This is a genomic window from Gordonia soli NBRC 108243 (assembly GCF_000334455.1).
Classification (GTDB): Bacteria; Actinomycetota; Actinomycetes; order Mycobacteriales; family Mycobacteriaceae; genus Gordonia; species Gordonia soli.
The window spans coordinates 93,295-118,220 of the sequence record NZ_BANX01000002.1 but is presented as its reverse complement, the minus strand read 5'-3'; the positions used below and the strand labels follow the sequence as shown (position 1 = coordinate 118,220).

Annotated in this window: 23 protein-coding genes; 13 read left to right on the top strand and 10 right to left on the bottom strand. The window is 67.3% G+C overall.

Annotation, left to right across the window (positions count from 1 at the left end; translation table 11 throughout):
• The first annotated feature begins 66 nt into the window (after positions 1 to 66).
• The 5 genes from GS4_RS01035 to nrdF all read left to right on the top strand — a co-directional run bounded on the left by GS4_RS01035 (position 67) and on the right by nrdF (position 5,514).
• Positions 67 to 648: an NAD(P)H-dependent oxidoreductase gene (locus GS4_RS01035; RefSeq protein WP_007616585.1), complete on the top strand. Its 582-nt coding sequence runs from the start codon at positions 67 to 69 to the stop codon at positions 646 to 648.
• Between the two features lie 675 nt (positions 649 to 1,323).
• Complete coding sequence (gene nrdH / locus GS4_RS01030; RefSeq protein WP_007616583.1) at positions 1,324 to 1,557, top strand: glutaredoxin-like protein NrdH; 234 nt, start codon at positions 1,324 to 1,326, stop codon at positions 1,555 to 1,557.
• 156 nt (positions 1,558 to 1,713) lie between these two features.
• Positions 1,714 to 2,190 carry a class Ib ribonucleoside-diphosphate reductase assembly flavoprotein NrdI gene (gene nrdI, locus GS4_RS01025; RefSeq protein WP_051989583.1) on the top strand — a complete coding sequence of 159 codons (477 nt, stop codon included), beginning with the start codon at positions 1,714 to 1,716 and terminating at the stop codon, positions 2,188 to 2,190.
• Between the two features lie 53 nt (positions 2,191 to 2,243).
• The gene (nrdE, locus tag GS4_RS01020; protein WP_007616579.1) at positions 2,244 to 4,439 is read left to right on the top strand and encodes a class 1b ribonucleoside-diphosphate reductase subunit alpha; all 2,196 of its coding nucleotides are present in this window, start codon (positions 2,244 to 2,246) and stop codon (positions 4,437 to 4,439) included.
• A 70-nt stretch (positions 4,440 to 4,509) separates the two neighbouring features.
• On the top strand, positions 4,510 to 5,514 hold the full coding sequence (nrdF, locus tag GS4_RS01015; RefSeq protein ID WP_007616577.1) for a class 1b ribonucleoside-diphosphate reductase subunit beta: 1,005 nt from the start codon (positions 4,510 to 4,512) through the stop codon (positions 5,512 to 5,514).
• 74 nt (positions 5,515 to 5,588) lie between these two features.
• On the opposite strand, the gene GS4_RS01010 is transcribed toward nrdF, so the two are convergent.
• The 7 genes from GS4_RS01010 to GS4_RS00980 form a co-directional block, all read right to left on the bottom strand.
• Positions 5,589 to 6,470, bottom strand: coding sequence for a type IV toxin-antitoxin system AbiEi family antitoxin domain-containing protein (locus GS4_RS01010; RefSeq protein ID WP_040509050.1), 882 nt, complete (start codon positions 6,468 to 6,470; stop codon positions 5,589 to 5,591).
• Between the two features lie 81 nt (positions 6,471 to 6,551).
• Entirely contained in the window at positions 6,552 to 7,376 is an 825-nt protein-coding gene (locus tag GS4_RS01005) for an SWIM zinc finger family protein (protein WP_007616573.1), read from the bottom strand.
• Complete coding sequence (locus GS4_RS01000) at positions 7,373 to 10,339, bottom strand: DEAD/DEAH box helicase (RefSeq protein ID WP_007616571.1); 2,967 nt, start codon at positions 10,337 to 10,339, stop codon at positions 7,373 to 7,375. The genes GS4_RS01005 and GS4_RS01000 overlap by 4 nt, the downstream gene beginning before the upstream one ends.
• A gap of 52 nt (positions 10,340 to 10,391) precedes the next feature.
• On the bottom strand, positions 10,392 to 10,784 hold the full coding sequence (locus tag GS4_RS00995; RefSeq protein WP_040509047.1) for a PPOX class F420-dependent oxidoreductase: 393 nt from the start codon (positions 10,782 to 10,784) through the stop codon (positions 10,392 to 10,394).
• A 193-nt stretch (positions 10,785 to 10,977) separates the two neighbouring features.
• Entirely contained in the window at positions 10,978 to 11,472 is a 495-nt protein-coding gene (locus GS4_RS00990; protein ID WP_040508937.1) for a beta-class carbonic anhydrase, read from the bottom strand.
• 84 nt (positions 11,473 to 11,556) lie between these two features.
• Entirely contained in the window at positions 11,557 to 12,324 is a 768-nt protein-coding gene (locus tag GS4_RS00985; RefSeq protein ID WP_007616568.1) for an isocitrate lyase/PEP mutase family protein, read from the bottom strand.
• Positions 12,302 to 13,354: an ABC transporter substrate-binding protein gene (locus tag GS4_RS00980; protein ID WP_007616567.1), complete on the bottom strand. Its 1,053-nt coding sequence runs from the start codon at positions 13,352 to 13,354 to the stop codon at positions 12,302 to 12,304. Before GS4_RS00980 ends, GS4_RS00985 begins: the two co-directional genes overlap by 23 nt.
• A gap of 392 nt (positions 13,355 to 13,746) precedes the next feature.
• Here GS4_RS00980 and ctaD point away from each other — a divergent pair, with 392 nt between their 5' ends.
• The 4 genes from ctaD to GS4_RS00960 all read left to right on the top strand — a co-directional run bounded on the left by ctaD (position 13,747) and on the right by GS4_RS00960 (position 18,120).
• Positions 13,747 to 15,528, top strand: coding sequence for an aa3-type cytochrome oxidase subunit I (gene ctaD, locus GS4_RS00975; RefSeq protein WP_040508934.1), 1,782 nt, complete (start codon positions 13,747 to 13,749; stop codon positions 15,526 to 15,528).
• A 61-nt stretch (positions 15,529 to 15,589) separates the two neighbouring features.
• Positions 15,590 to 16,816, top strand: coding sequence for a phosphoserine phosphatase SerB (gene serB, locus GS4_RS00970; protein ID WP_007616565.1), 1,227 nt, complete (start codon positions 15,590 to 15,592; stop codon positions 16,814 to 16,816).
• 8 nt (positions 16,817 to 16,824) lie between these two features.
• On the top strand, positions 16,825 to 17,664 hold the full coding sequence (locus tag GS4_RS00965; RefSeq protein WP_007616564.1) for a peptidyl-tRNA hydrolase: 840 nt from the start codon (positions 16,825 to 16,827) through the stop codon (positions 17,662 to 17,664).
• Entirely contained in the window at positions 17,665 to 18,120 is a 456-nt protein-coding gene (locus tag GS4_RS00960) for a cupin domain-containing protein (RefSeq protein ID WP_007616562.1), read from the top strand.
• On the opposite strand, the gene GS4_RS00955 is transcribed toward GS4_RS00960, so the two are convergent.
• Positions 18,110 to 19,141: an LLM class flavin-dependent oxidoreductase gene (locus GS4_RS00955; protein WP_007616560.1), complete on the bottom strand. Its 1,032-nt coding sequence runs from the start codon at positions 19,139 to 19,141 to the stop codon at positions 18,110 to 18,112. The two genes, GS4_RS00960 and GS4_RS00955, sit on opposite strands and share 11 nt — an antisense overlap.
• A gap of 149 nt (positions 19,142 to 19,290) precedes the next feature.
• Here GS4_RS00955 and GS4_RS00950 point away from each other — a divergent pair, with 149 nt between their 5' ends.
• The gene (locus GS4_RS00950; protein ID WP_040509042.1) at positions 19,291 to 20,121 is read left to right on the top strand and encodes an ABC transporter ATP-binding protein; all 831 of its coding nucleotides are present in this window, start codon (positions 19,291 to 19,293) and stop codon (positions 20,119 to 20,121) included.
• A 73-nt stretch (positions 20,122 to 20,194) separates the two neighbouring features.
• Here the strand turns inward: GS4_RS00950 and GS4_RS00945 are convergent, their stop codons facing one another.
• Positions 20,195 to 21,016 (bottom strand): type IV toxin-antitoxin system AbiEi family antitoxin domain-containing protein, encoded by an 822-nt coding sequence (locus GS4_RS00945; RefSeq protein WP_007616556.1) that lies wholly within the window; start codon positions 21,014 to 21,016, stop codon positions 20,195 to 20,197.
• 184 nt (positions 21,017 to 21,200) lie between these two features.
• Here GS4_RS00945 and GS4_RS00940 point away from each other — a divergent pair, with 184 nt between their 5' ends.
• On the top strand, positions 21,201 to 22,007 hold the full coding sequence (locus tag GS4_RS00940) for an NUDIX hydrolase (protein WP_007616555.1): 807 nt from the start codon (positions 21,201 to 21,203) through the stop codon (positions 22,005 to 22,007).
• Between the two features lie 32 nt (positions 22,008 to 22,039).
• On the opposite strand, the gene ligD is transcribed toward GS4_RS00940, so the two are convergent.
• The gene (ligD, locus tag GS4_RS00935; protein ID WP_007616547.1) at positions 22,040 to 23,032 is read right to left on the bottom strand and encodes a non-homologous end-joining DNA ligase; all 993 of its coding nucleotides are present in this window, start codon (positions 23,030 to 23,032) and stop codon (positions 22,040 to 22,042) included.
• A gap of 72 nt (positions 23,033 to 23,104) precedes the next feature.
• Here ligD and GS4_RS00930 point away from each other — a divergent pair, with 72 nt between their 5' ends.
• A complete protein-coding gene (locus GS4_RS00930) occupies positions 23,105 to 23,893 on the top strand; it encodes an enoyl-CoA hydratase/isomerase family protein (protein WP_007616545.1) in 789 nt (262 codons plus the stop codon).
• 56 nt (positions 23,894 to 23,949) lie between these two features.
• A complete protein-coding gene (locus GS4_RS00925; RefSeq protein WP_007616543.1) occupies positions 23,950 to 24,921 on the top strand; it encodes a class I SAM-dependent methyltransferase in 972 nt (323 codons plus the stop codon).
• Positions 24,922 to 24,926 lie beyond the last annotated feature (5 nt).

Genomic DNA, 24,926 nt, shown 5'->3' with positions numbered 1-24,926 from the left:
GACGGGAATTATTCGGACCGTGGTCCGGTTGCATTCCTCGTTCATCCTCAACCTGAAGGAGCACAGATGTCCGATCGAGCGATTCAGATCGCCGCCCTCGTGGGAAGCCTGCGCAAGGGCTCGATCAACCGACAGTTGGCGCAGGTGGCTGCAGACAACGCGCCCGACGGTGTGCAGATCACCATCATCGACGACCTGGGCACCCTGCCGTTCTACAGCGAGGACACCGACCACGCGCCCGACTCCACCGAGGGTGTTCTCGATGCCGGTGTCGGTCGCCTGCGCGGCCGGGTGGCCGACGCCGACGCCGTGTTGTTGGTCACGCCTGAGTACAACGGCACCATCCCGGCTGCGCTGAAGAACGCCATCGACTGGCTCTCCCGTCCGTACGGCGACGGCGCCATCAGCGGCAAGCCGGTCGGCGTGATCGGCGCCGCGCTCGGCCAGTACGCCGGCACCTGGTCCCGCGAGGACACCCGCAAGTCGGCGGGTGTCGCGGGTGGCCGTGTGGTCGAGGACATCGACGTCGGCATCCAGAGCTCGACGCTGGGCGAGGCCGGCGTCACCGACCCCGCCGTCGTCGAGCAGGTCGTAGCCGCGGTCGAGCGTCTCGCCCGCGAGGTGCGCGACGCGACCGTCCCCGCCTGACCGCTCCATCTCACCTCCCGATGTCGGCTGACACCCGACATCGGCGATGGACCTCCGCGATGTGAACCACCGCGGATCCGCTCCCTGCGCGGAGCGCTCGACGCCGCCGTCCGTGGCCACCGGCCATCGACGGCGGCGTCTGTCGTCGTCGATGGCGACTGCTGTCTGTGGACAACCGTGGGACAGCGTGTGGACGCCTCGCACGATGCTGGGGACACCGTGGGGACGACACGCCGAGACACGCGGGAATTCGAGATTCTGCACCCTCGCGACCTGCGACTTTCACGAATGTTATTCACAACTTCTTGTGGTGGCGCTGTTTGTCAGCCACTAGGTGTAGTGTTTTGGAGACCAGCACGGCACAACGCGGCCTTCTCCTCGAGGGCCTCCGGAAGCGCCGGAAGTGAGTGACTCAGATCACTTTCTTCACGTTGGAAAAGTGCAGGTCACCTCGGTCGACAGCGGGCTTCTCCGGGAGTTCGGACCATCGGTGGCAGCACCGGCAGGCCCCGCGCCACGACCACGCCGACAGGCGCACCGAGCACACACGGTGGAGACCGACGGACGATCCTCACAGTCGCCGTCGGAACCGCCCGGACAGCCGGAATCGGAGGACGAGAGTCCTCGGCCGGTGCCAACCGAGAACGAGAAGAACGAGCGAGGGAGTTCGACCCGATGGCCATCACCGTTTACACCAAGCCGGCCTGTGTGCAGTGCAACGCGACCTACAAGGCGCTGGACAAGCAGGGGCTGGCCTATGACGTCGTCGACATCAGTCAGGACGACGAGGCGCGTGACTACGTGATGGCTCTGGGCTACCTGCAGGCGCCGGTCGTCGTCGTCGGAGACGACCACTGGTCGGGCTTCCGCCCTGACCGCATCAAGGCCCTCGCGACCACCGCGGCCTGACACCGCCACCAGTCGAACCTGATGGGGAAGTCGGGTTCGGCGACATCGCTCACCGGGTAACCGGTATCCAGGGTCGCCCGCGTCCACGCGGGGTGGCAGCAACGCACTGACCAGGAGCAACGGAGGTCGATCGTGACACAGACCTCGGAGGCCCTGATGCGTGCTCCACTGATCGTCTACTTCTCCTCGGTGTCGGAGAACACGCATCGATTCGTCGAGAAGCTGGGCATGCGCGCCACGCGTATCCCGGTTCTCGACGGTCGCGGTGCCGGTGGACTCGTCGTCGACGAGCCGTATGTGTTGATCAGCCCGACCTACGGCGGCGGCAAGGCGACCGGTCAGCGATCCGGATACGTCCCCAAGCAGGTCATCCGCTTCCTCAACGACGATCGCAACCGATCACTCATCCGTGGCGTGATCGCAGCAGGCAACACCAATTTCGGCGAGGAGTTCTGTCTCGCCGGCGACATCATCTCGCGCAAGTGCCGGGTGCCCTATCTCTACCGTTTCGAGCTCATGGGTATGCCGGACGACGTCGAACGAGTGCGCACCGGGGTCACCGACTTCGGTACCGATGCCGCGTTCACCGACCCCGACCACCTCGATCCGGCGCTGCTCACCACCCGCGCCTGACCGTCATCGCATACACCGCCCACTCGCAATCTCTCTTTCCCACAGGAGTTCTCGTGTCGCCAACCGCAGCCCCCGTGTCCGAAGCCGCATCGGCGAGCAAGTCCGGAGTGCATGTCGGTCCGTCGGGTCATGAGCCCGCCGAGCTCGATTTCCATGCCCTCAACGCGATGCTCAACCTCTACGACGCGGAGGGGAAGATCCAGTTCGACAAGGATCGCGAGGCCGCGCACCAGTACTTTCTGCAACACGTCAACCAGAACACAGTGTTCTTCCACGACCTCGACGAGAAGCTCGACTACCTCGTCGAGGAGAACTACTACGAGCCCGAGGTCCTCGCAAAGTACGACCGTGAATTCGTGAAAGAGCTGTTCCAGCACGCGTATTCGAAGAAGTTCCGGTTCCCGACCTTCCTCGGCGCGTTCAAGTACTACACCAGCTACACGCTCAAGACCTTCGACGGGAAGCGCTACCTGGAGCGTTTCGAAGATCGCGTGTGCATGGTCGCGCTGACCCTGGCCGACGGCGACACCGCGCTGGCGCGCAACTTGGTCGACGAGGTCATCGAGGGCCGCTTCCAGCCGGCCACCCCGACCTTCCTGAACTCGGGCAAGAAGCAGCGCGGCGAGCCGGTGTCGTGCTTCCTGTTGCGCATCGAGGACAACATGGAGTCCATCGGGCGCTCGATCAACTCTGCTCTGCAGCTGTCCAAGCGCGGCGGCGGCGTCGCGTTGCTGCTCTCCAACATCCGCGAGCACGGCGCTCCGATCAAGAAGATCGAGAACCAGAGCTCCGGTGTCATCCCGATCATGAAGCTGCTCGAGGACTCGTTCTCGTACGCGAACCAGCTCGGCGCGCGTCAGGGTGCCGGTGCGGTGTACCTGCACGCACACCACCCCGACATCTACCGTTTCCTCGACACCAAGCGTGAGAACGCCGACGAGAAGATCCGCATCAAGACGCTGTCCCTCGGCGTGGTGATCCCCGACATCACCTTCCAGCTGGCCAAGGACAACGACGACATGTACCTGTTCAGCCCGTACGACGTGGAGCGCGTCTACGGGATCCCGTTCGCCGACGTGAACGTGACGGACAAGTACCAGGAGATGGTCGAGGACAAGCGGATCCGCAAGACCAAGATCAAGGCCCGCGAGTTCTTCCAGACCCTCGCCGAGCTGCAGTTCGAGTCGGGTTACCCCTACATCATGTTCGAGGACACCGTGAACCGGGCCAACCCGATCGACGGCAAGATCACCCACTCGAACCTGTGCTCGGAGATCCTGCAGGTGTCGACGCCGTCGACGTTCAACGACGACCTGTCCTACTCCCATGTGGGCAAGGACATCTCGTGCAACCTGGGGTCGCTGAACATCGCCAAGACGATGGATTCACCCGATCTCGGGCACACCATCGAGACGGCGATCCGCGGACTCACCGCGGTCAGCGACCAGACGGCCATCACGTCGGTCCCGTCGATCCAGCAGGGCAACGACGACTCCCACGCCATCGGCCTGGGGCAGATGAACCTGCACGGCTACCTGGCCCGCGAGCGGATCTACTACGGCAGCGACGAGGGCGTCGACTTCACGAACATCTACTTCTACACGGTGCTCTACCACGCCCTGCGCGCGTCGAACGCGATCGCGCGTGAGCGTGGCCGGCCGTTCGGTGGGTTCGAGCGATCGAAGTACGCCTCCGGCGAGTTCTTCGACAAGTACACCGAGAAGACGTGGGAGCCCGAGACCCAGAAGGTCCGGGACCTGTTCGGCCAGGCCGGGATCCACATCCCGAACCAGGACGATTGGCGTGAGCTGAAGGCTGCCGTCCAGCGTGACGGCATCTACAACCAGAACCTGCAGGCGGTCCCGCCGACGGGCTCCATCAGCTACATCAACCACTCGACGAGTTCGATCCACCCGGTCGCCGCGAAGGTCGAGATCCGCAAGGAAGGCAAGATCGGTCGCGTCTACTACCCGGCGCCCTACATGACCAACGACAACCTGGACTACTACCAGGACGCGTACGAGATCGGCTACGAGAAGATCATCGACACCTACGCGGCCGCCACCCAGCACGTCGACCAGGGCCTGAGTCTCACGCTGTTCTTCAAGGACACCGCGACCACCCGTGACGTGAACCGCGCCCAGATCTACGCGTGGCGCAAGGGGATCAAGACGCTGTACTACATCCGACTGCGGCAGCTCGCGCTCGAGGGCACCGAGGTCGAGGGTTGCGTCTCGTGCATGCTGTGACACCAGCGCAGCCGATCAGCGTCGTACTCCAGCCAGCAGCCAGCACCTGTACTCACCAAGGGATGAACCGATGACGTCCACCGAAAGCCACAGCCCCGCCGACGGAGCGCCCATCAAGTTGGTCAGCCGGGTGTCGGCGATCAACTGGAACCGGGTGCCCGACGAGAAGGACGCCGAGGTCTGGGATCGCCTGACCGGCAACTTCTGGTTGCCCGAGAAGGTGCCGGTGTCCAACGACATCCCGTCGTGGAACACCCTCACCGAGTACGAGAAGCAGTTGACGATGCGGGTCTTCACCGGCCTGACACTGCTCGACACCATCCAGGGCACGGTCGGTGCGGTGTCGCTCATCCCCGATGCGTCGACCCCGCACGAGGAGGCGGTGCTCACCAACATCGCGTTCATGGAGTCGGTGCACGCGAAGAGCTACAGCTCGATCTTCTCGACCCTGTGCTCCACCAAGGAGATCGACGAAGCCTTCCGCTGGTCGGAGGAGAACGAGCAACTGCAGCGCAAGGCGCAGATCGTCATGGACTACTACCGTGGCGAGGACCCGCTCAAGCGCAAGATCGCGTCGACGCTGCTCGAGTCGTTCCTGTTCTACTCCGGCTTCTACCTGCCGATGTACTGGTCGAGTCGGGCCAAGCTCACCAACACCGCCGACCTGATCCGCCTGATCATCCGTGACGAGGCGGTGCACGGCTACTACATCGGCTACAAGTACCAGCGTGGGCTCGAGGTGCAGTCGCCCGAGCGTCGGCAGGAGCTGAAGGACTACACCTTCGAGCTGCTGTTCGAGCTCTACGACAACGAGAGCGACTACACCGAGGCGCTCTACGACGAGGTCGGGCTGTCCGAGGACGTCAAGAAGTTCTTGCGCTACAACGCGAACAAGGCGCTGATGAACCTCGGCTACGAGGCGATGTTCCCGCGCGACGAGACCGACGTGAACCCGGCGATCCTGTCGGCACTCTCCCCGAACGCCGACGAGAACCACGACTTCTTCTCGGGGTCGGGTAGCTCGTACGTCATCGGCAAGGCCGTCAACACCGAGGACGAGGACTGGGACTTCTAGTCCGCTCGCCCGAACGACGCGATTTCGTAGAAGGAGTTCGCGGAAACCGGGATCTCCTTCTACGGATCTGGGGCCTATGCCGCCGAAGCACGTGTCAGCGCCGCCCGGATGTGCGCGAGGACCTGCTGCGGGCGCTGGGTGACGTCCTGCCAGGTGAAGTGCACGACGATCCATCCGTTGGCGATCAGCGTGTTGTGACGACGGCGATCATGTTGGAATGCAACGGGATCGCTGTGGAATGCGAATCCGTCGATCTCCACGGCCACCTTGAGATCCGGGAACGTGATGTCGATCACGTAGCCGCAGGTGGGGTGATTGCACCGCCATCCGCTGATCCCCGCCGATCGGAGCAGGGCGGTGGCCTGACGCTCGGCCACCGATCGCGCACCCTCTGACATCGCTGCCACCATCGCTCGAGCGCGTGGCGATCCGCGACGTCCGCGGTTGCGACGTTGCGTCTCGTCGAGCTGCATCAGCGTCACCGATCCGCGTTGCAGCGCACGGTCCATCACCGACACCCCGATGTCGACTGCGGCGTCGAGGACGGTGAGCGGTAACCCCGTAACACGGAGGCCGTCGATGACGGTCAGGTCGCGCGGGTCGACGTCCCGGTGCCACACCTGCGCGCCGTCGATCGGCGCGGCGTGCCGCCCGCGTGGTGCGATCACGCGAACGGTCGTCGGTTCGACGGTCACCAGACCGTGCCACCACGCTGCGGCGCCACCGACCAGGGCGGCGCCGGATCCCGCGGCCAGCACCGACATCCGGCAGCGCATCCGGGCATCGACCGGGCGATCCGACATGCGGTACACACCGCGGACCGCGGTGGTCACGAGTCCGGAGCGGACCATCCGATGCAGCGCCGACGAGGTGATCTCGCACGCCGACGCCTCGGATGTGGAGAAGACGCCGTCGTGCCGGGCGATGAGCTGACGGAAAGCGGTTCGATCGGCCATGTCCATGGGACGCCGAGCACCCGACGCCCGGTTCCACCCACCGATTTCGTAGAAGTTCTTCCCGGTTTCCGGGAACTTCTTCTACGAAATCGGATCGTGGAGGGCGTCGTAGAGGTCGCCGAGGTGGTCGATGGTCTCCTCGACGTCGGTGGCGGCGACACCGGAAGCCCGCAGTGCGCTCCGTAGTTCGCCAGGATCGAGTTCGGTCAGCGGGGTCATCCGCGGCGGATCGGGCAGTGGCGGCAGGCTCGCCGACGTCCCCCAGTAGTCGACGCTCGGGAGGCGGCCTGACCGTGCGTCAGCATCGGCATCACCGGCCCCGTCGCCGACATCGGGCCTGGCAGACGAGACGTCGCTGATCTCCGACAACAACCCCGGCAGGTCGGTGCCCATCAGGGTGAGCATGACGGTCGGGGAGCGGTCGACCTCGGCGGCGATCTCGTAGGTGACGGCGAGGACGTGGATGCAGCGGGGTGCTTCGTCGGGGCAGGAGCAGTCGGCCTCGACGTCCGCGCTCTCGGTCGGCACGAGCAGATCGCCCAGACCGCTCGGCTGTTCGCCACGGGTCAGCGCCATGACGTCGCCGAGCGAACCACGTGCACGCAGCAACTCGACGACCGTCGCGGGATCGACGGGTCGCGTCGTGATCAGCACGTCGAACGGATCGAGCTGGCTGCCCCGCACCGACGCCGAGACCCGGCCGGCCAGGATGCGCAGACCCTGGACGTGCCGATCGCGGAAGTAGCTTCGCGCCTTGGTGATACGCCGACCGTCGGGCCCGCCGCCTGGACCGGTCGCCGTCCGTTCGACGACGTCGACCAATGCGCGGGACCACGGTGTCAATCCGTAGCCGCGTGTCGGCGATCGGGATCCGCCACGCCCGCGGGCCGAGGAGCTGGGACTCATTCGCTCACCGCCTCGTCGCGGAGTCGGAAGAGGTCCAGGAGCGCCTCGTCGCCGAGGTCTGCGAGCCACGACTCGCCGGCATCGACGGTGAGGCGGGACAACTCGCGCTTCGCCGCGATCATGTCGTCGATGCGTTCTTCGATGGTCCCCACACACACGAAGCGACTCACCTGTACGCGGCGTGTCTGCCCGATGCGGTAGGCGCGGTCGGTGGCCTGGTCCTCGACGGCCGGATTCCACCAGCGATCCACGTGTACCACGTGATTCGCCGCCGTCAGGTTCAACCCGGTCCCCCCGGCCTTCAGGGTCGCCAGCATCACCGGGGGGCCGTCGTCGCGTTGGAAGTCGGCGACCATCCGATCGCGGTCGGGTCGGCCGACGCCGCCGTGCAACAGCGGAACAGGCGTCGCGAGTTCGTCGGTGAGCCACTCCGCCAACAGCTCTCCGAACGCGGCGAACTGCGTGAACACCAGTACCCGGTCGCCCTCGTCGATCGAGGTGGTCACCATGTCGGCCAGCAACTCGACCTTGCCCGACCGATGGGCACCGCGCTTCACCAGTGGTGAACCGTCGGCGAGGTAGTGCGCCGGATGATTGCAGATCTGCTTCAACCTGGTCAGCGCAGCGAGCACCGTTCGCCGTCTCAGCACACGTTGTCGGCTGTCCCGCAACGCCGCCATCAACTCGTCGATGATGGCGCGGTACAGGGCTGCCTGCTCGACGGTGAGGTTCACCCGGACCGTCATCTCCGACTTCTCGGGCAGGTCGGCAAGGATGGCGGGATCGGTCTTCTCCCGGCGCAGCACGAACGGCCGCGTGATCGCCGACAGTCGGCGCACCGCCTGCGGATCACGGTCGCGTTCGATCGGCTCGGCGTAGCGCGCGCGGAATCCCGACGCGCTACCGAGCATCCCGGGGTTCACGAGGTCGATGACCGCCCGGAGGTCCTCGAGCCGGTTCTCCACCGGGGTGCCGGTGAGAGCGACCCGGTGGCGGGCGGGGATGGCACGCACCGCCTTGGCGGCCGCCGTCGCGACATTCTTGAGGTGCTGGGCCTCGTCGACGACGATCCGCTCCCACCGATGCGCCGACAGCAGCTCGCGATCCCGGGTGGCGATGGCGAACGTGGTGATGACGACGTCGGCATCCGCGCGCGCACTGCCGAAACCGGCCCTGCTGTTCCGGGCCGGTCCGTGGTGCACCAGGACTCGCAGATCCGCTGCGAACCGCGCGATCTCGCGTTCCCAGTTGCCCACCACCGACATCGGGCAGACGATCAGCGTCGGCTCCCGTCGCGGCGCGTCCCCGGCTCGCTCGTGGCAGAGCAGCGCGATCACCTGCACCGTCTTGCCCAGCCCCATGTCGTCGGCGAGTACGCCGCCGATGCCGATGCGGGACAGGTACGCCAACCAGTCCAGGCCGCGTTGCTGATACGGGCGCAGTTCGACGTCCAGGAGCGCGGGCACCGGTGTCGATTCTGGCCGCAACGTACCCGACTCGGCGATCTGGTCCAGCCAGTCGAGCCCCTTCACCGAGGTCACCGGTACCGGGACCCGATCGGCCCCGTCGGTGAGGAGGCCGAACAACTCGCCCATGTCGGCGGGCTGGTCGGTCGTCGATGCGGCTCGTTGTGCGGTGACGAACGCCGCGGCCCTGCTCAGCGCCGCCCCCTCCGCGCGCACCCAGACGCCGCGGAGCCGGATGAGATCACCGCGCTGCCTGGCCAATTCCTCCAGGTCGGCCTCGGTCAGTTCGACGGCGCCGGGGCCGTCGCCGAGCGCGAGACGCCATTCGAAGTCGCGGATCTCGGCGAGCCCGACGAGCGCTGCCCGGGCGGTGCTGGTGGCGACCGGCCGAGCTCGCAGATGGAGCGTCGGGCGGACCTCGGCGATGGTGCGGGGCAACAGCATCGCGATGCCGGCTGCGGTCAGCGCTGCTGCGCCGGAGTCGAACAGTGCTCCGACCAGACGCGTGTCCAAGAGGTAGTCGAGGTTCGCGTGGTCCGGTTCGGCCTGGCCGAGTTCGGGAAACGCGCGATGCGCATCTGCCAGTCCGCTGGTGATCTGGTCGAGTTCGTGTGGGTCGAGGCGATGCGGGGCGACCGGTTCGATGTGCCCGTCGGCTGAGCGACGGCAGACCTGTAGCCGCCAACGGAGGGCGTCGGCATCGAACGGTTCGAGGTCGTCCGCGTCCGCGTCGAGGCCGCCCGTCCCGTCGTCGGGTTCGAAGAGGCGCAGCACCAGTGCCGAATCAGGCTCGGGCACACCGGTGTTCCACGACGTCCAGGCGGCGGTTGCCGAGGCAACGCGATCGACGGCGATCGGCAGGTCCTGCGGTGCGTCGGGGAGGAGAGCGGCGATGAGGGGTGGCTGGGTCCCGATCTGGCGGCCACCCACCCGCAGGCGTGCCCGGGTCTCGTGGTCGACGAGTTCGGCGGTGAGGTCGGCCAGGGCGGCCGCCCCGCCGTTGGTCTCGGCGACACCGGGAGCGCTCGCGGCCATCACCGACAACCAGGTGCGCCACGGGGGAGTGGGGATCGTATGCCACCGCAGGGTCGGCTCACCGGCCACCGATGCGACGCCGGGAGCGACCGCACCCGCGGCGACCATGCGACGGATGCCGTCGAGAAGGTGCCGGTACCAGGCGATCTCGCCACTGACGGGGGTCGACCGGGTGAGGTCGAGAAAGGCCACCGCCGACGGTGTGCCCAGTGTGAGAGCGTCGACGAAGGTCCGTCCGCCGAACTCGTCGATCACCGGCAGACGCCGACGAAAGCGTCGGCCCGCCAGCATCTCGGCGATGCCCGCGGGCAGATCGTCGGTCGTGGGTGCGTCGGCGCCGTTCCCGGAGCCGGATTCGCCTGCGGTGTCTGCCGGGTCCGATTCCCCCGGTGGACGCGACGATGCGTCGCGCCATACGCCCAGTCCGACGCCGGGCCGCCACACGGCGTGCAGCGGCAGCAAAGCGGGCCCCGCGCCGCGTCGGTCGGGGTCGGCGCCGTCGATCGGGTCCGTCCTACTTCTTGCCGAAGTACGTCGCTGAGAGCGACAGGATCACGCGGTCGGCGGCATCCGGCGGGGTGGGGGTGTCGGGGTTGCCGTACCGCTTGCCGAGTTCGACGTAGAAAGCGCCTGTCGGGTCGGCGATGACCGCATCCAGCGAGCCGCGTACCTCGAGGTACCGGTACGGGTTGTCCGGGTCGGTGATGGCGAAGGAGTAGTTCCCGTTCTCCTGGAGATTCTTGATCTTCTTGCGCGCCTTGGTGTGTGTGAAGCGAAGATGGGTGCCATCCCACGCGAACCACATCGGGGTCGCGTTGGGGACGCCGTCGGGACCGACGGTGGCGAGGGCGCCGACGATCGCTCGCTCCAACAGGTCTTCGTATCCCTCGGGGATGTTCGCTGCCATGCGGTCGAGCTTAGCGATTCCGACCGACACCCGGTGCGGACCGAGACCGATGCGGACCGGGTTCCGACGACTGAGACCCGCGTGGACCGAGACAGAAATGGTCCGCACACCCGGAAGGCGTGCGGGCCCTTTCTGAAGACAGATGATGACGGCAGATGGTGACGACCCGCGTCGTCGGGTCGTGTCGTGGATGTCAGGCCGCGGAGACCTCGTTCAGCTTTCCGGTGGCGACGTCGAAGACGAAGCCGCGCAGCGACGACGTTTTGGTGACGAACGGGCTGTTCTCGATCCGCGTGATCGACTGACGGACGTCGTCCTCAGGATCAGAGAACGACTCGGCGGCCCACGCCGGCTTCTGGCCGATCTCCTTCTGGATGTCGGCCTTGAAGTCGTCGTCGGTGAAGGTGAGCATGCCGCAGTCGGTGTGGTGGATGAGGATGATCTCCGTGGTCCCCAGCAGTCGCTGTGAGATCGCGAGCGAGCGGATCTCGTCGTCGGTGACGACGCCTCCCGCATTGCGGATCACATGCGCCTCGCCCTCCTGCAGGCCGAGTGCTCGGTAGACGTCGAGCCGCGCATCCATACACGCGACGACCGCGACGTGCTTGCTGGGCGGCAGGGGCAGCGGGCCGTCGAACTGCGCGGCGTATTCGGCGTTGTTGGCAAGGTACTGGTCGGTGACACTCATGCGTACACACTGATGTGTCCGCGACTGCGTGCGCACCGTTACAACCGCCGTGGGTCTGATGGGCCGCTCAACCCATCCGCAGCACTACCTCCAGCGAATGAGCAGTTCCTTCGAGCGTTCGGCCAGCGCGGCCTGCCACAGCGGACCGAAGCTGATCCGGGCGACGTTCAGGTCGGCGAAGTGTGCCAGCGAGTCGTCGCCCGGGACACCGATCGCGTTGACCGGGAGCGGCAACTCCGCGGTGAGCCGACGATGGTCGTCGTCGCTGTGCCGTCCGACCGGATACAGCGAACTGGCGCCGGCCTCGGCGGCGAGCTTCAAGCGGGCGATCGCACGGTCCACCCGGTCGGCGTCGTCACCGTCGGCGCGGATGAAGAGGTCGGTGCGGGCGTTGATGACGACCGGGACGTCGGCGGCGTCCGCGGCGGCACGCAGGTCGCCGATCAGCGCCGCATGCTCCTCGGCGGTCCGCAGCCGGCGATTCTCCGAGTGGACGGTGTCCTCGATGTTGAGCCCGACCGCGCCGGCGTCCAACAGGCCGTCGATGAGTCGGTTCGCCGACTCGGCATAGCCGGACTCGATGTCCACCGAGACCGGGATCTCGACGGCGTCGGTGATCTGACGGACCCGGGTGAGCAATTCGTCGAAGGTCATCCCCTCGTTGTCGGCGCGACCTATCGAGTCGGCTACCGGGTGGCTGCCCACCGTCAGACCGGCGAACCCGGCATCGGCGGCCAACGCTGCGGACCACGCGTCCCACACCGTCGGCAGGACGACAGGGTTGCCGGGCTGGTGCAGTTCGAGCAGGGTGTTGGCAAGTGCGGCGAGCTCAGAAGTTGGCCGAGTTCCCATCGATGGACTCCTTGACGTCGTTGAGGACCAGCCAGGCGGCGGCCAGCCCTGATGTGCGATACCAGATCTCATCGTCGACGACGAGTACCCGCTTCCACGTCGGCGCACCCATGTCGAGCCAGCGGTCGCTGCGGAGCACCTCTTCTCCGTGAGCTTGACCCTCCGGGCCGTTGAAGCTGACGTAGATCAGGTCGCCGTCGGCGTCCTTGAAGTTCTGATCGGTGACGGTGAACGACCGCGGATTCCGCTGAGGTGCCGGCCGCTGAATTCCGATCATGCCCAGGATGCCGCCCGCGAAGCTGTCGGTGCCGGCGATCATCTCGGAGCTGCCGGCGAACCGGACCAGAGAGATCTGGTTATGTGCGGCGTCGAGGCGGACTCCGGTCTTGGACGCCTCGGTGCGGAACTCGTCCAGCAGGCGTTCGCCCGCTGCTGATCGGCCGAGTCCGTCGGCGACCGCCTGGAACCGCTTCTGCCAGTCGGCGTCGGGAGCGACCGAGACCACCCGGGCATCGGAGAAGGCGCGAGCCGATGCGGCGGACTGCGGCGAGGTGAGCACGACGTCGGGGGACGCTGCCGTGGCGGCTGAGGCATCCGGGGTCGCTCCAATGGTCGGTACGGAGGTCAACTGCGGGCCGAGGTAGGCGGGAACCGATCCCGCGGCAGCGGTGACAGCGGTGACCTTCGGCCCCATCCCGAGTGCGCAGACGGCGTCGAGCAGGGCCGGATCGGTGACGACGATCCGCGCCACATCGGTCTGTCCGTCGTCCGGCGCGGTCGGGGCGAGGCAGGTGCGCGTGGTGTCGCGATCGGCGGCGACAACGTTGACGTCTGCGATCCGGGTCGTCGAGGTGACGATGGTCGACCCGTCGGGTGTGGTCAGCGGGTCGTCGCCCGAACATCCGGCGGCCAGGAGCGTCGCAGCGGTCGCGGTGAAGGCGACGAGGACGAGCGGGAGGCGGTGGCCACGGAGAGCGGCGGGCGACCCGACGACCGGCGACTCGACGGCCGTCGGGAGAGCGGTGGACACGGTCCGGAGGTCCTCCGTCCGACGTCGGCCGGACGTCGACGCGGAACGCGCCGATCGAGCCGGGTTCGAGGCGTTTCCACGACTGCTCAGCACCCGAACACGCTAGCACCGGACACCCGACGGATGAGCACACGCGACGCCGACTCCGCCATCCCCGTCCGGCAGCGTCATGCGAGGCCGTCCGAGGGCGGGCGCGTCGAACCCACGACGGCCACTGACCTGCAGTGGACCCACCACCCGGTGCGGACTTACGACAGAACGTAGGACCCACTCGGCTCAGAGGGGTGTCAGGGTCTACGATCAGTACGCAGCGCTCGGTTTGTGTTCATGTGCCGACCCCCATGAAACCCGTCCGCGACGGCCCTCATGGTGGTTGCGCAAGAGGAGGATCTGTGACCGCGGTAGACCAGCCCACCACGCAAGTGGTTCCAGTGCGTCCGTTCCCGGAGCGCTATCAGCCGAAGGGTTCGTTTCTCTACAAACTGATCACGACGACCGATCACAAGCTGATCGGCATGATGTACATCACCGCGTGCTTCGCGTTCTTCCTGATCGGCGGCCTGATGGCGCTGCTGATGCGCGGCGAGCTGGCCCATCCGGGTATGCAGTTCCTGTCGACCGAGCAGTTCAACCAGCTGTTCACCATGCACGGCACGGTGATGCTGCTGATGTACGCGACGCCGATCGTCATCGGTTTCGCCAACTTCGTCCTGCCGCTGCAGATCGGTTCTCCCGACGTCGCCTTCCCGCGACTGAACGCCTTCGGATTCTGGCTGTTCGTCTTCGGATCGACCATCGCGGTCGCCGGCTTCCTGACGCCGGGCGGCGCCGCCGACTTCGGCTGGACCGCCTACACCCCGTTGACCGACGCCATCCACTCGCCCGGCATCGGCGCCGATCTCTGGATCATGGGCCTGGCCGTCTCCGGTCTGGGCACCATCCTCGGTGGCGTCAACATGGTCACCACCGTCATCTGCCTGCGTGCCCCGGGTATGACCATGTTCCGGATGCCGATCTTCACCTGGAACATCCTCGTCACCAGCGTGTTGATCCTGCTCGCCTTCCCGCTGCTGACCGCGGCGCTGATGGGCCTCGAGGTCGACCGTCAGTTCGGCGCACACCTCTACGACCCCGCCAACGGTGGCGTCATCCTGTGGCAGCACCTGTTCTGGTTCTTCGGACACCCCGAGGTGTACATCATCGCGCTGCCGTTCTTCGGCATCGTCTCCGAGGTGTTCCCGGTCTTCAGCCGTAAGCCGCTGTTCGGCTATTCCGGCCTGGTCTACGCGACGCTGTCGATCGCAGCACTGTCGGTGGCCGTCTGGGCGCACCACATGTACGTGACCGGTGCGGTGCTGCTCCCGTTCTTCTCGTTCATGACCTTCCTGATCGCAGTGCCCACCGGTGTGAAGTTCTTCAACTGGGTGTTCACCATGTGGAAGGGACACATAACCTTCGAGACACCGATGTTGTTCTCGATCGGCTTCATCGTGACGTTCCTGTTCGGTGGCCTGACCGGTGTCCTGTTGGCCAGCCCGCCGCTGGACTTCCACCTGTCGGACAGTTACTTCGTGGTCGCGCACTTCCACTACGTGCTCTTCGGAACCATCGTGTTCGCCACCTATGCGGGCATCTACTTCTGGTTCCCGAAGATGACCGGACGCATGCTCGACGAGCGGCTGGGCAAGATCCACTTCTGGCTCACCTTCATCGGTTTCCACACCACGTTCCTGGTGCAGCACTGGCTGGGCAACGAGGGCATGCCGCGCCGCTACGCCGACTACCTGCCCTCGGACGGCTTCACCACCTTGAACATGGTGTCGACGGTCGGCGCGTTCATCCTCGGTCTGTCCACGCTGCCGTTCCTGTGGAACGTCTTCCGCAGCTACCGCTACGGCGAGGTCGTGACCGTGGACGACCCGTGGGGCTTCGGCAACTCGCTCGAGTGGGCGACCAGCTGCCCGCCGCCGCGCCACAACTTCACCGAGCTGCCCCGAATCCGTTCCGAGCGTCCGGCATTCGAGCTGCACTATCCGCACATGATCGAGCGGATGCGGGAAGAGGCGCATGCGGGACCCGGCCACGGCCACGAGAGTCGCGTCGCCGAGGACGCCCGACGGGAGCCGTTGACCACCGGTTCGCATGAGGCATCCGGGGACCGCGACCCCAGCTGACGTGGCCGCCGCAGACAGCTCACAGTCACCAGGCTCCACACCCATACCGTCCGAGCGGACGGTGAACCGGCCCGAGGGCACGACCGTGTTGATCACGGTCACCGGCCCGGACAAGCCCGGTGTCACCTCCGTGCTGATGGGTGCGTTGGCAAACCAACGGGTCATCATGCTCGATGTCGAGCAGGTGGTCATCCGTGGTCGGCTCACGCTCGGGGTGCTGGTGGCGTGCACCGGCGACCCGGAGGATCTGCAGGACGTAGTCGAGCAGGCGATGGCCTCGGTGGGCATCGACGTCATCGTGGAGGTCGGTGCCGGTCCCGGCGAACGCAGTCCGTCCAGTCACGCGGTCGTCGTACTCGGCAGTCCGGTGACCGCACGGGCGTTCAGCGCGGTCGCAGCCGCGCTGGCCGGGCAGGGCGGCAACATCAACTCGATCCGCGGCATCGCCGACTACCCGGTCACCGGGTTGGAGTTGATGGTGAGCGTGCGTCGCGACGACGTGGCCGCCGACGCCGCTCTGCGCAAGGTGTTGGCGTCGGTCGCATCCGATCACGCCGTGGACATCGCGGTCGAGCGCGGCGGCCTGGCGCGCCGGGCCAAGCGGCTCATCGTCTTCGACGTGGACTCGACGCTCATCCAGGGTGAGGTCATCGAGATGCTCGCCGCCAAGGCGGGCAAAGAAGCCGAGGTCGCAGCGGTCACCGAGGCCGCAATGCGCGGAGAGCTCGACTTCGCCGACTCCCTCCATCATCGCGTCGCCGCACTCGAAGGCCTCGATGCCGGCGTGCTCGACGAGGTGGCCGCGTCTCTGGAACTGACTCCCGGGGCTCGGACCACCATCCGGACGCTGCACCGACTCGGATACCACTGCGGGCTCGTCTCCGGTGGGTTCCGGCAGGTCATCGACGGGCTCGCACACGAACTGGAACTGGACTTCGTCCGTGCCAACACCCTCGAGATCGTCGACGGTCGGCTCACCGGTCGGGTGGTCGGCGAGATCGTCGACCGCGCAGGCAAGGCCCGTGCGTTGCGGTCGTTCGCCGATCAGGTCGGTGTGCCGATGGAGCAGACCATCGCGGTCGGCGACGGCGCCAACGACATCGACATGCTGACCGTCGCCGGACTCGGCATCGCGTTCAACGCGAAGCCCGCCCTGCGAGAGGTCGCCGACGCCGCACTGAGTCATCCGTTCCTGGATGCCGTGCTGTTCATCCTGGGCGTGACGCGCGACGAGATCGAGGCGGCCGATGCCGCCGACGGCGTCCTGCGGCGCGTGCCGCTCGGCTGAGCCCGACCGTGTCAGAACCGATCACGTCGGATCCGGACGGAACAGGACCCGACCGGACAGGGCCCGACCGGACAGGGCCCGACCGAACAGGGCCCGACGGCTCTGCCGGGACAGACCGAGTCGGCGTCGACCCTTTTCCGGAGACCTACCGGCGCCTCGTCGAGTACGTCGGCGGCGGTTCGGATCCCGACGATCCTGCTGATGTGCAGGCGATGCAGGTGGTGCTACGGATCGAGAAGGCCGATCCGCCGGCGCGGCAGGCGTTGCTGGTCGCCGCGGCTCGCGCGGTGGCGCTCCTGTGCCTGGACGATCGGGCCGGCGCCGACGGTCCCTGGTCGGTGGCGATGGACACGTGGTGCGGGGCGCGTATCCGAAAGATCGCCCGACGTGCACGTGGGGCGCACTGGATCGCCGCTCAGGATGTCCCCGGGGTCACGATCGACGCCGACGGTGCGTGGGCACGCGCCATCGTGCCGAGCCGGGTGGGCGACGTGGACAAGCGGATCAGTCGTCTGCAGATCGGTGGCACCGACCTGTCCGGGGAGCTGTCGGAGGACCAGCCCGATACCGGGGTGTGCCTGTGGACGAACCCCGATCTCGAGATGACCGTCGGGAAGCTGGCCGCCCAGGTCGGGCACGCATCGATGCTGGCGGTCGGCCTGATGTCCGAAAACGAGGCGCGTAGCTGGCGCGATGCGGGTTGCCCACTGGCGGTGCGGGAGTCGTCGGCGCGGCGCTGGACCGAGTTGCTCGCCGCCGAGTCCGATGGGACGTCGGTGCCGATCCGGGACGCCGGGTTCACCGAGATCGCGCCGGGTTCGGTGACCGTCATCGCGCAGGTGCTGTAGATGACCGGGGCGTTGCCGGAGTGGGCTGGACCGCTGGGCCTGGAACCCCATCCCGAGGGTGGCTGGTTCGCGGAGACCTGGCGCAGCGAGATCACCATTCCGCAATCTGCTCTGCCTCATGGGTATCCCGGGCATCGGTCGGCCGGGACGTCCATCTACTTCCTGCTCATGCCGGGCGAGGAATCGGCGTGGCACACGGTGCGCAGCACGGAACTCTGGCTGCACCATCGCGGTTCACCCATCGCGCTGGAACTCGGTGGGGCCGGTGGCCGACCACGACTCGAACGCACCGTGATCGTCGGCCCCGACATCGCCGGCGGTCAGGTGCCGCAGGCGCTGGTGCCGCCCGGACACTGGCAGCGGGCCCGGCCCGTCGACGACGTCGCCGGACTTGTCAGCTGCATCGTGGTGCCCGGCTTCGATTTCGCCGACTTCGCGCTGGACGTCAGCGACTGACCACGGCGTCCGGGTCGACCGCCGCCGAACCGCGGTCGGCGTCGCTTCCACCGGGGGCGAGGTGGGCGAAGGTCTGTCGCCACACCGTGCGGTCCGGCGCGAAGGAAGCGACGATCAACTCGTCGGCGTCGGCGTGGCCGGCGAACCAGTCGAGGTAGTCACGCACCTCCTGCGGAGTTCCGACGCCGGTGTACTTGGTCATCTCGTCGACCTGTCGGCCCTGCGGCATCGACAGGATGGCGTCGGCCTCCTCGTCGGTGAAGGTGCGGCCACCGCGACCGAACAGCGCGTTGACCCGACCGCGCCGGGCGTGCTGGAGCTGATCGCGCGCGACCGCCGCGTCCTCGTCGACGATGGCACCGACCCCGGCGATGACATACGGCTCGGAGAGCTGCTCCGACGGCCGGAACTCGCGGCGATAGATGGCGACGGCCTCGCGTAGGGCCTGCGGGGCGAAGTGCGATGCGAAGGCGTACGGGAGCCCCAGGATGGCGGCGAGCTGGGCCCCGAACAGTGAGCTGCCGAGGATGTACAGCGGCACTTGCGTGCCCTCCCCAGGGATCGCGCGAACCCCCTCGACCCGGCTCTCGCCGGCCAGGTAGGCCTGGAGTTCCAGGACGTCCTGTGGGAACCGGTCGGCGGCCTCGACCGAGCGGCGTAGCGCGGCGAACGTCGCCTGGTCGCCACCCGGTGCCCGCCCCAGTCCGAGGTCGATGCGTCCGGGGTGCAGTGTCCCCAGGGTGCCGTACTGCTCGGCGATGGTCAGCGGCGCGTGGTTGGGCAACATGACGCCACCGGACCCGAGCCGGATCGATTCGGTGTGCGCCGCGACGTGCGCGATCAACACCGCCGGTGCTGCGGACGAGATGGTCGGGATGTTGTGGTGCTCGGCGTACCAGATGCGGCGATAGCCCCACCGTTCGGCGCGCTGGGCCAGATCGACGCTGGCGGCGTAACTGTCGGCGACGGTCTCGGACTTGCCGACGGATGCCAGATCCAGGATGGACAGGGGAACGCTCATGTCCTAGAGCAGCGTCTGCGGCCATCCGGCTATTCCCCTGAGGTCGTCGGAGCACGCGGCCGCCGTAGGATCGAGCAGAGGTCGACGAGGCACCCGGTTGGTGCCACCGCGGTACGCGGACATGTCGGCGGTAGGGCACGATGGTGGGCGTGACCGACTCGGATCCGGACCTGGTGATCGACTTCCGCGATGTGACCGTGGTCCGGGGTGGGACCACCCTGGTCGGCCCCTTGTCCTGGCAGGTCGAACTGGACGAGCGCTGGGTGGTCATCGGCCCCAACGGCGCCGGGAAGACGACTCTCCTGCGGCTGGCCTCGGCCGAGTTGTACCCGACGACCGGTACCGCGTTCGTCCTTGCCGAGCGGCTCGGTCGGGTGGAGGTCCGCGAGTTGTCGACGCGCGTCGGTGTGACGAGTGCTGCTCTGGCCGAACGGGTTCCCGCGGACGAGGTGGTCAGCGACGTCGTGGTGTCGGCCGGCTACTCGGTTCTCGGGCGCTGGCGCGAACAGTACGACGACGTCGATCGTGAGCAGGCCGTCGAGTCCCTGGAGACGATGGGTGCCGAACATCTCGCCGAGCGGCGGTTCGGCACGTTGTCGGAGGGTGAGCGCAAGCGGGTGCTGATCGCGCGCGCGCTGATGACCGATCCCGAACTCCTGTTGATGGACGAACCCGCCGCCGGACTCGACCTCGGCGGTCGTGAGGAGTTGGTGGACCGGTTGTCCCGACTCGCCGCCGACCCCGACGCACCCGCGACCGTCCTCATCACCCACCACGTCGAGGAGATCCCGAACGGGTTCACCCACGCACTCATCCTGTCGGAGGGGGGAGTGGTGGCGCAGGGACTGCTGAGCGAGGTGCTCACCGCCGAGAACCTCACGAAGGCCTTCCGCCAGCAGATCGCGCTGGACACCATCGACGGCCGCTTCTTCGCGCGTCGTGCCCGCCGCCCGGGTGGACACCGACGCGCTGCCGAGTAGGTCCGGATCCGCCTCGGCTGCTGTTGAGATCAGCCCCGAGAGCTCCCGCCGAGGGGAATGTGCCCTCGGCGGGTCACCAGGGGGACGATCTCGGCCGAATCCGGTGGCGGTCGGTTCGCGTGAGGGTCCGGACATCGGTCAGGATGTGCTCCCAGCCATACATCACGTCGTCGTAGGTGACCCGCATCGTCATCCAGCCGTCGACGAGCGCGCAGCGATCCCGTCGGCGATCGTTGCGGTAGTTCTCCAGGCTGGTGTGGTGTGGTTTGCTGTCGCACTCGAAGAGGAGGCGTCCGATCTTGAGGTCGACCCAGCCGACTCCGGGGATCGCCGGTTGGACCTCTACCCGGAACCCGGCCGCCCGGAACCGGACGCGAGCCAGTGTCTCCGTGCCCGATTGGGACCGTCCGTCGCACTTGCGCAACAGTGCGTCCATCGACGCGGACACCGTGCCCATCCGGTGACGTAGCTCGTCGGTCGACCAGTTCTGCCGGCCGAGTGCGGAATCGCAGACGACTATCCAGTCCTCGGCCGACATGCACCGGGCGGCGCACGCGAGGGCGAGTGGGATCGTGTCGACTGCGGTGGTCACCGGGCGTGGACGACCGGGTGCGTGACACGTCGTCGAGCCTCGCTCCATCGCGTATCGGGATGTGCGGACGTGCACCGAGTCGTATCCGGGCGGTACCCACAGACCGTGGGAGCGCAACGCCGAGACACAGCTCAGGCAACCGCCGCGTCGGACGGCTTCCACCACTGCAGGGTCTGCGGACGGGGTCGCGAACCAGCCGGGGCGCACCCGCTGGAGATCTCCGTTCCGGATCGCTCGGCGGATGGAGCTGTCGGTCTCGCCGGAGCCCAGCAGTTCGGTTCGGGTGACGACTCCGGAGTGCATGATCGGTCAGACGCACGCGGGCGCCGTCGGGGACCATTTCTGCTGAGATCAGCCCCGAGAGGCCCCGCCGAGGGGAATATGCCCTCGGCAGGTCACCAGGGGGACGATCTCAGCCGGAACCCGTGGGGATAGTGTCGGATCCGGGCTCCGACCACGGCGGTCGGCGCAGGCAGGAGACGAGCGGATGAGCGGGACCGAGGTGGCGCCGCTGCGCGACGCGGCGACAGTGGTGCTGGTACGCGACACCGACCACGGGATCGAGGTCTTCCTGCAACGGCGGGTCAAGGGTATGGCGTTCGCCGGCGGTATGACCGTCTTCCCCGGAGGTGGTGTGGACGAGCGCGACGCCGACGCCCACCTCGCCTGGCAGGGGCCCGACGCCGACTGGTGGGGCGAGGCATTCCACGCCGATCCCGACATCGCTCAGGCGCTCGTCTGCGCCGCGGTCCGCGAGACCTTCGAGGAGTGCGGCGTGCTGCTCGCCTCCGACTCCGACGGAGTGTTCGCCGACCCGGGCGCGCTCGCGACCGAGCGGCAGCAACTCGTCGACAAGTCGCTGGCCTTCGCCGACTTCCTGGTGGCCAACGGACTCGTGCTGCGCGCCGATCTGCTGCGCCCGCTCGCTCACTGGATCACGCCGGTGAACGAGAAGCGTCGCTACGACACCCGGTTCTTCCTGGCCGCCCTGCCCGAGGGGCAGGACGCCGACGACCAGACCAGCGAGGCGGAGGTGGCGCGCTGGGAGTCGGCGCGTGCAGCGCTCGACGGATGGGTTGCGGGCGAGCACTTCCTGTTGCCGCCTACCTGGGCGCAGCTGAGCGAGGTCGCCCGCTTCGACACGGTCGCCGACCTGCTGGCCGCCGATCACGAGATCGCCCCGATCGAGCCGGACGTCAGCTCGGGCGGTGGTTTCACCGGCATCCGCTTCGACGGTTCCGACACCTATCTCACCGAATTCGGCGGACGGCCGACGCCCGACATCCTCAAATAGCCCCGATCGACCGACCCCTCGACGACCGGGTCTCAGGAATCGAGGTCGGCGACCTCTTCTTCCGACGGTTCGCCGATGTCGTCACGATCGGCCCACTCCAGGAGCGTCTCGATCCCGTAGGAGACGTCGTCGATCTCCGCATGCAGGTCGCCGATCTCGTCGAACCGGCCGGGCATCGTGGCGATGGTGAAGTCGTCCGGTTCGACGTCGTCGACCTCGGCCCAGAGGATCGGGGCCGACACCGTCCCACGCTGGTTGCCGCGCACCGAGTACGCCGATGCCATCGTGTGGTCGCGGGTGTTCTGGTTGTAGTCGACGAAGACTGCAGACGGGTCCCGGTCCTTACGCCACCAGGTGGTCGTGACGTCGTGCGGTGCCCGACGCTCGACCTCGTGTGCGAACGCCAGCGCGGCCCGTCGCACCTGGGGGAATCCCCACGATGGCCGGATCCGGACGTAGATGTGCAGGCCACGACCGCCCGATGTCTTCGGGAACCCGCGCATGCCCAGGTCGTCGAGGACCTCGTGTACGACGTGGGCCACCCGCTGGATACGCGACCACGAGCAGTCTGGCATCGGATCGAGGTCGATGCGCCATTCGTCGGGCGACTCGGGGTCGGCGCGCCGGGAGTTCCAGGGATGGAACTCGATTGTCGACATCTGTACCGCCCAGATGACGCTGCCGAGTTCGGTGACACACAGTTCGTCGGCGGTCCGGCCGTATCGCGGGAACCAGATCTCGGTGGTCTCGAGCCAGTCCGGGGCTCCGGCGGGCACCCGCTTCTGGTGGACCTTGGTGCCGCTCACACCTTTCGGGAAGCGGTGCAACATACACGGCCGATCCCGCAGCGCGCGAACTATCCCGTCACCGACGGACAGGTAGTACTGGGCCAGGTCGAGCTTGGTCTCACCCCGCTCGTCGAAGTAGACCCGATCGGGGCTGGAGAACCGGATGGTCCGTTCGCCGACGGTCAGTTGGACGGCGTCACCGGCGGATCGCGAACCCTGCGCGGATGCTGCGGCCATGGGTCGACTCTAGTGCTGTGCGGTCCTGACCCGGCACGTTCAGCTGCTGCTACGTACCGGTAACCTTCGACCATGGCCGAGTTCGTCACATTGGAGACCTCCGAAGACCATCCCGGAGTGGGCACGATCCTGCTGCATCGTCCGCCCATGAACGCGCTGAGCCGACAGGTGCAGTCCGAGCTCGCGGCGGCCGCCGAAGAGGCGACCGTGCGCGACGACATCAAGGCCGTCGTGGTCTACGGCGGGCCGAAGGTGCTGGCCGCGGGTGCCGACATCAAAGAGCTCAACGACCTGACCTTCGCCGAGGCGAGCAAGATCGCCGGGCGGTTGCAGCACGATCTCGGCTCCATCGCCGACATCCCGAAGCCGACCGTCGCCGCCATCACCGGTTACGCGCTCGGCGGCGGTCTCGAGGTGGCGCTCGGTGCCGATCGTCGGATCGCGGGCGACAACGCCAAGCTCGGGGTCCCCGAGATCCTGCTGGGTGTGATCCCCGGTGGCGGCGGTACACAGCGCCTCGCACGTCTCATCGGGCCTTCCAAGGCGAAGGATCTGGTGTTCACCGGTCGCCATGTGCGCGCCGACGAGGCCCTGGCGATCGGTCTGGTCGACGAGGTCGTGGCGCCCGACGAGGTGTACAACGCAGCGCTGGCGTGGGCCGGCCAGTTCCGCAACGCCGCCACGGTGGCACTGGCTGCGGCCAAGCGTGCCATCGACCAGGGCCTCGGCGTCGATCTCGACACCGGACTGAAGATCGAGGTCGCGCAGTTCGCGTCGCTGTTCGCCACCGAGGACCGTGCGATCGGGCTGCAGTCGTTCATCGAGAACGGCCCGGGCAAAGCAGAGTTCACCGGCAAGTAGCGCCGAGCAGTTCACCGGCACCCAGCACTGCACGACCACACGAGGGCGAGGAAACCATGACCACGAACGCGACCCAGGGGCCCGACCCCGAACCCAATCCCCACGCCACCGAGGCCGAGGTCGAGGCAGCGCTGAGCGACACCAAACTCGCGCAGGTCCTTTACCACGACTGGGAGGCCGAGACCTACGACGACAAGTGGTCGATCTCGTACGACGAGCGATGCATCGACTACGCGCGTGGACGTTTCGACGCCGTCGCTGCCGATCAGCCGCTGCCGTACGAGCGTGCGATGGAACTCGGCTGCGGCACCGGATTCTTCCTGTTGAACCTCATGCAGTCGGGGATTGCGAAGAAGGGGTCGGTCACCGATCTCTCGCCGGGCATGGTCAGGGTCGCGCTGCGCAACGCCGAGAACCTCGGCCTGGATGTCGACGGCCGGGTCGCCGACGCGGAGAAGATCCCGTACGAGGACAACACCTTCGACCTGGTGGTCGGTCATGCGGTGCTGCATCACATCCCGGATGTCGAGCAGGCGCTGCGCGAGGTACTGCGCGTGCTCAAGCCGGGCGGCCGGTTCGTGTTCGCAGGCGAGCCGAGCACCATCGGTGACTTCTACGCGCGGTGGATTAGTCGAGCCACCTGGGCGGCGACGACCACGGTGACCAAGTTCGGACCGTTGCAGTCGTGGCGACGCCCGCAGGAGGAACTCGACGAGTCGTCCCGTGCGGCCGCGCTGGAGGCAGTCGTCGACATCCACACATTCGATCCGGACGAGCTCGCCGGCATCGCCCGCCGCGCAGGCGCCCTCCAGGTCGACACCGCAACGGAGGAACTGTCCGCGGCGATGCTGGGTTGGCCGGTCCGGACCTTCGAGGCAGCGGTCCCGGCGGGCAAACTCGGGTGGGGCTGGGCCATGTTCGCCTTCAACGGTTGGAAGCGCTTGAACTGGCTGGACGAGAACGTCCTGCGCCGCGTCGTGCCGCCGAAGTTCTTCTACAACGTGGTCGTCACCGGCACCAAGCCCTGACCGGG

Excerpts from the sequence above, each read along its gene's own strand:
- GS4_RS01035 (WP_007616585.1), top strand. The coding sequence starts at position 67 with ATGTCCGATCGAGCGATTCAGATCGCCGCCCTCGTGGGAAGCCTGCGC.
- nrdH (WP_007616583.1), top strand. The coding sequence starts at position 1,324 with ATGGCCATCACCGTTTACACCAAGCCGGCCTGTGTGCAGTGCAACGCG.
- nrdI (WP_051989583.1), top strand. The coding sequence starts at position 1,714 with ATGCGTGCTCCACTGATCGTCTACTTCTCCTCGGTGTCGGAGAACACG.
- nrdF (WP_007616577.1), top strand. The coding sequence starts at position 4,510 with ATGACGTCCACCGAAAGCCACAGCCCCGCCGACGGAGCGCCCATCAAG.
- GS4_RS01010 (WP_040509050.1), bottom strand. The coding sequence starts at position 6,470 with ATGGCCGATCGAACCGCTTTCCGTCAGCTCATCGCCCGGCACGACGGC.
- GS4_RS01005 (WP_007616573.1), bottom strand. The coding sequence starts at position 7,376 with ATGAGTCCCAGCTCCTCGGCCCGCGGGCGTGGCGGATCCCGATCGCCG.
- GS4_RS00995 (WP_040509047.1), bottom strand. The coding sequence starts at position 10,784 with ATGGCAGCGAACATCCCCGAGGGATACGAAGACCTGTTGGAGCGAGCG.
- GS4_RS00990 (WP_040508937.1), bottom strand. The coding sequence starts at position 11,472 with ATGAGTGTCACCGACCAGTACCTTGCCAACAACGCCGAATACGCCGCG.
- GS4_RS00985 (WP_007616568.1), bottom strand. The coding sequence starts at position 12,324 with ATGGGAACTCGGCCAACTTCTGAGCTCGCCGCACTTGCCAACACCCTG.
- GS4_RS00960 (WP_007616562.1), top strand. The coding sequence starts at position 17,665 with ATGACCGGGGCGTTGCCGGAGTGGGCTGGACCGCTGGGCCTGGAACCC.
- GS4_RS00955 (WP_007616560.1), bottom strand. The coding sequence starts at position 19,141 with ATGAGCGTTCCCCTGTCCATCCTGGATCTGGCATCCGTCGGCAAGTCC.
- GS4_RS00945 (WP_007616556.1), bottom strand. The coding sequence starts at position 21,016 with ATGCACTCCGGAGTCGTCACCCGAACCGAACTGCTGGGCTCCGGCGAG.
- GS4_RS00940 (WP_007616555.1), top strand. The coding sequence starts at position 21,201 with ATGAGCGGGACCGAGGTGGCGCCGCTGCGCGACGCGGCGACAGTGGTG.
- ligD (WP_007616547.1), bottom strand. The coding sequence starts at position 23,032 with ATGGCCGCAGCATCCGCGCAGGGTTCGCGATCCGCCGGTGACGCCGTC.
- GS4_RS00930 (WP_007616545.1), top strand. The coding sequence starts at position 23,105 with ATGGCCGAGTTCGTCACATTGGAGACCTCCGAAGACCATCCCGGAGTG.
- GS4_RS00925 (WP_007616543.1), top strand. The coding sequence starts at position 23,950 with ATGACCACGAACGCGACCCAGGGGCCCGACCCCGAACCCAATCCCCAC.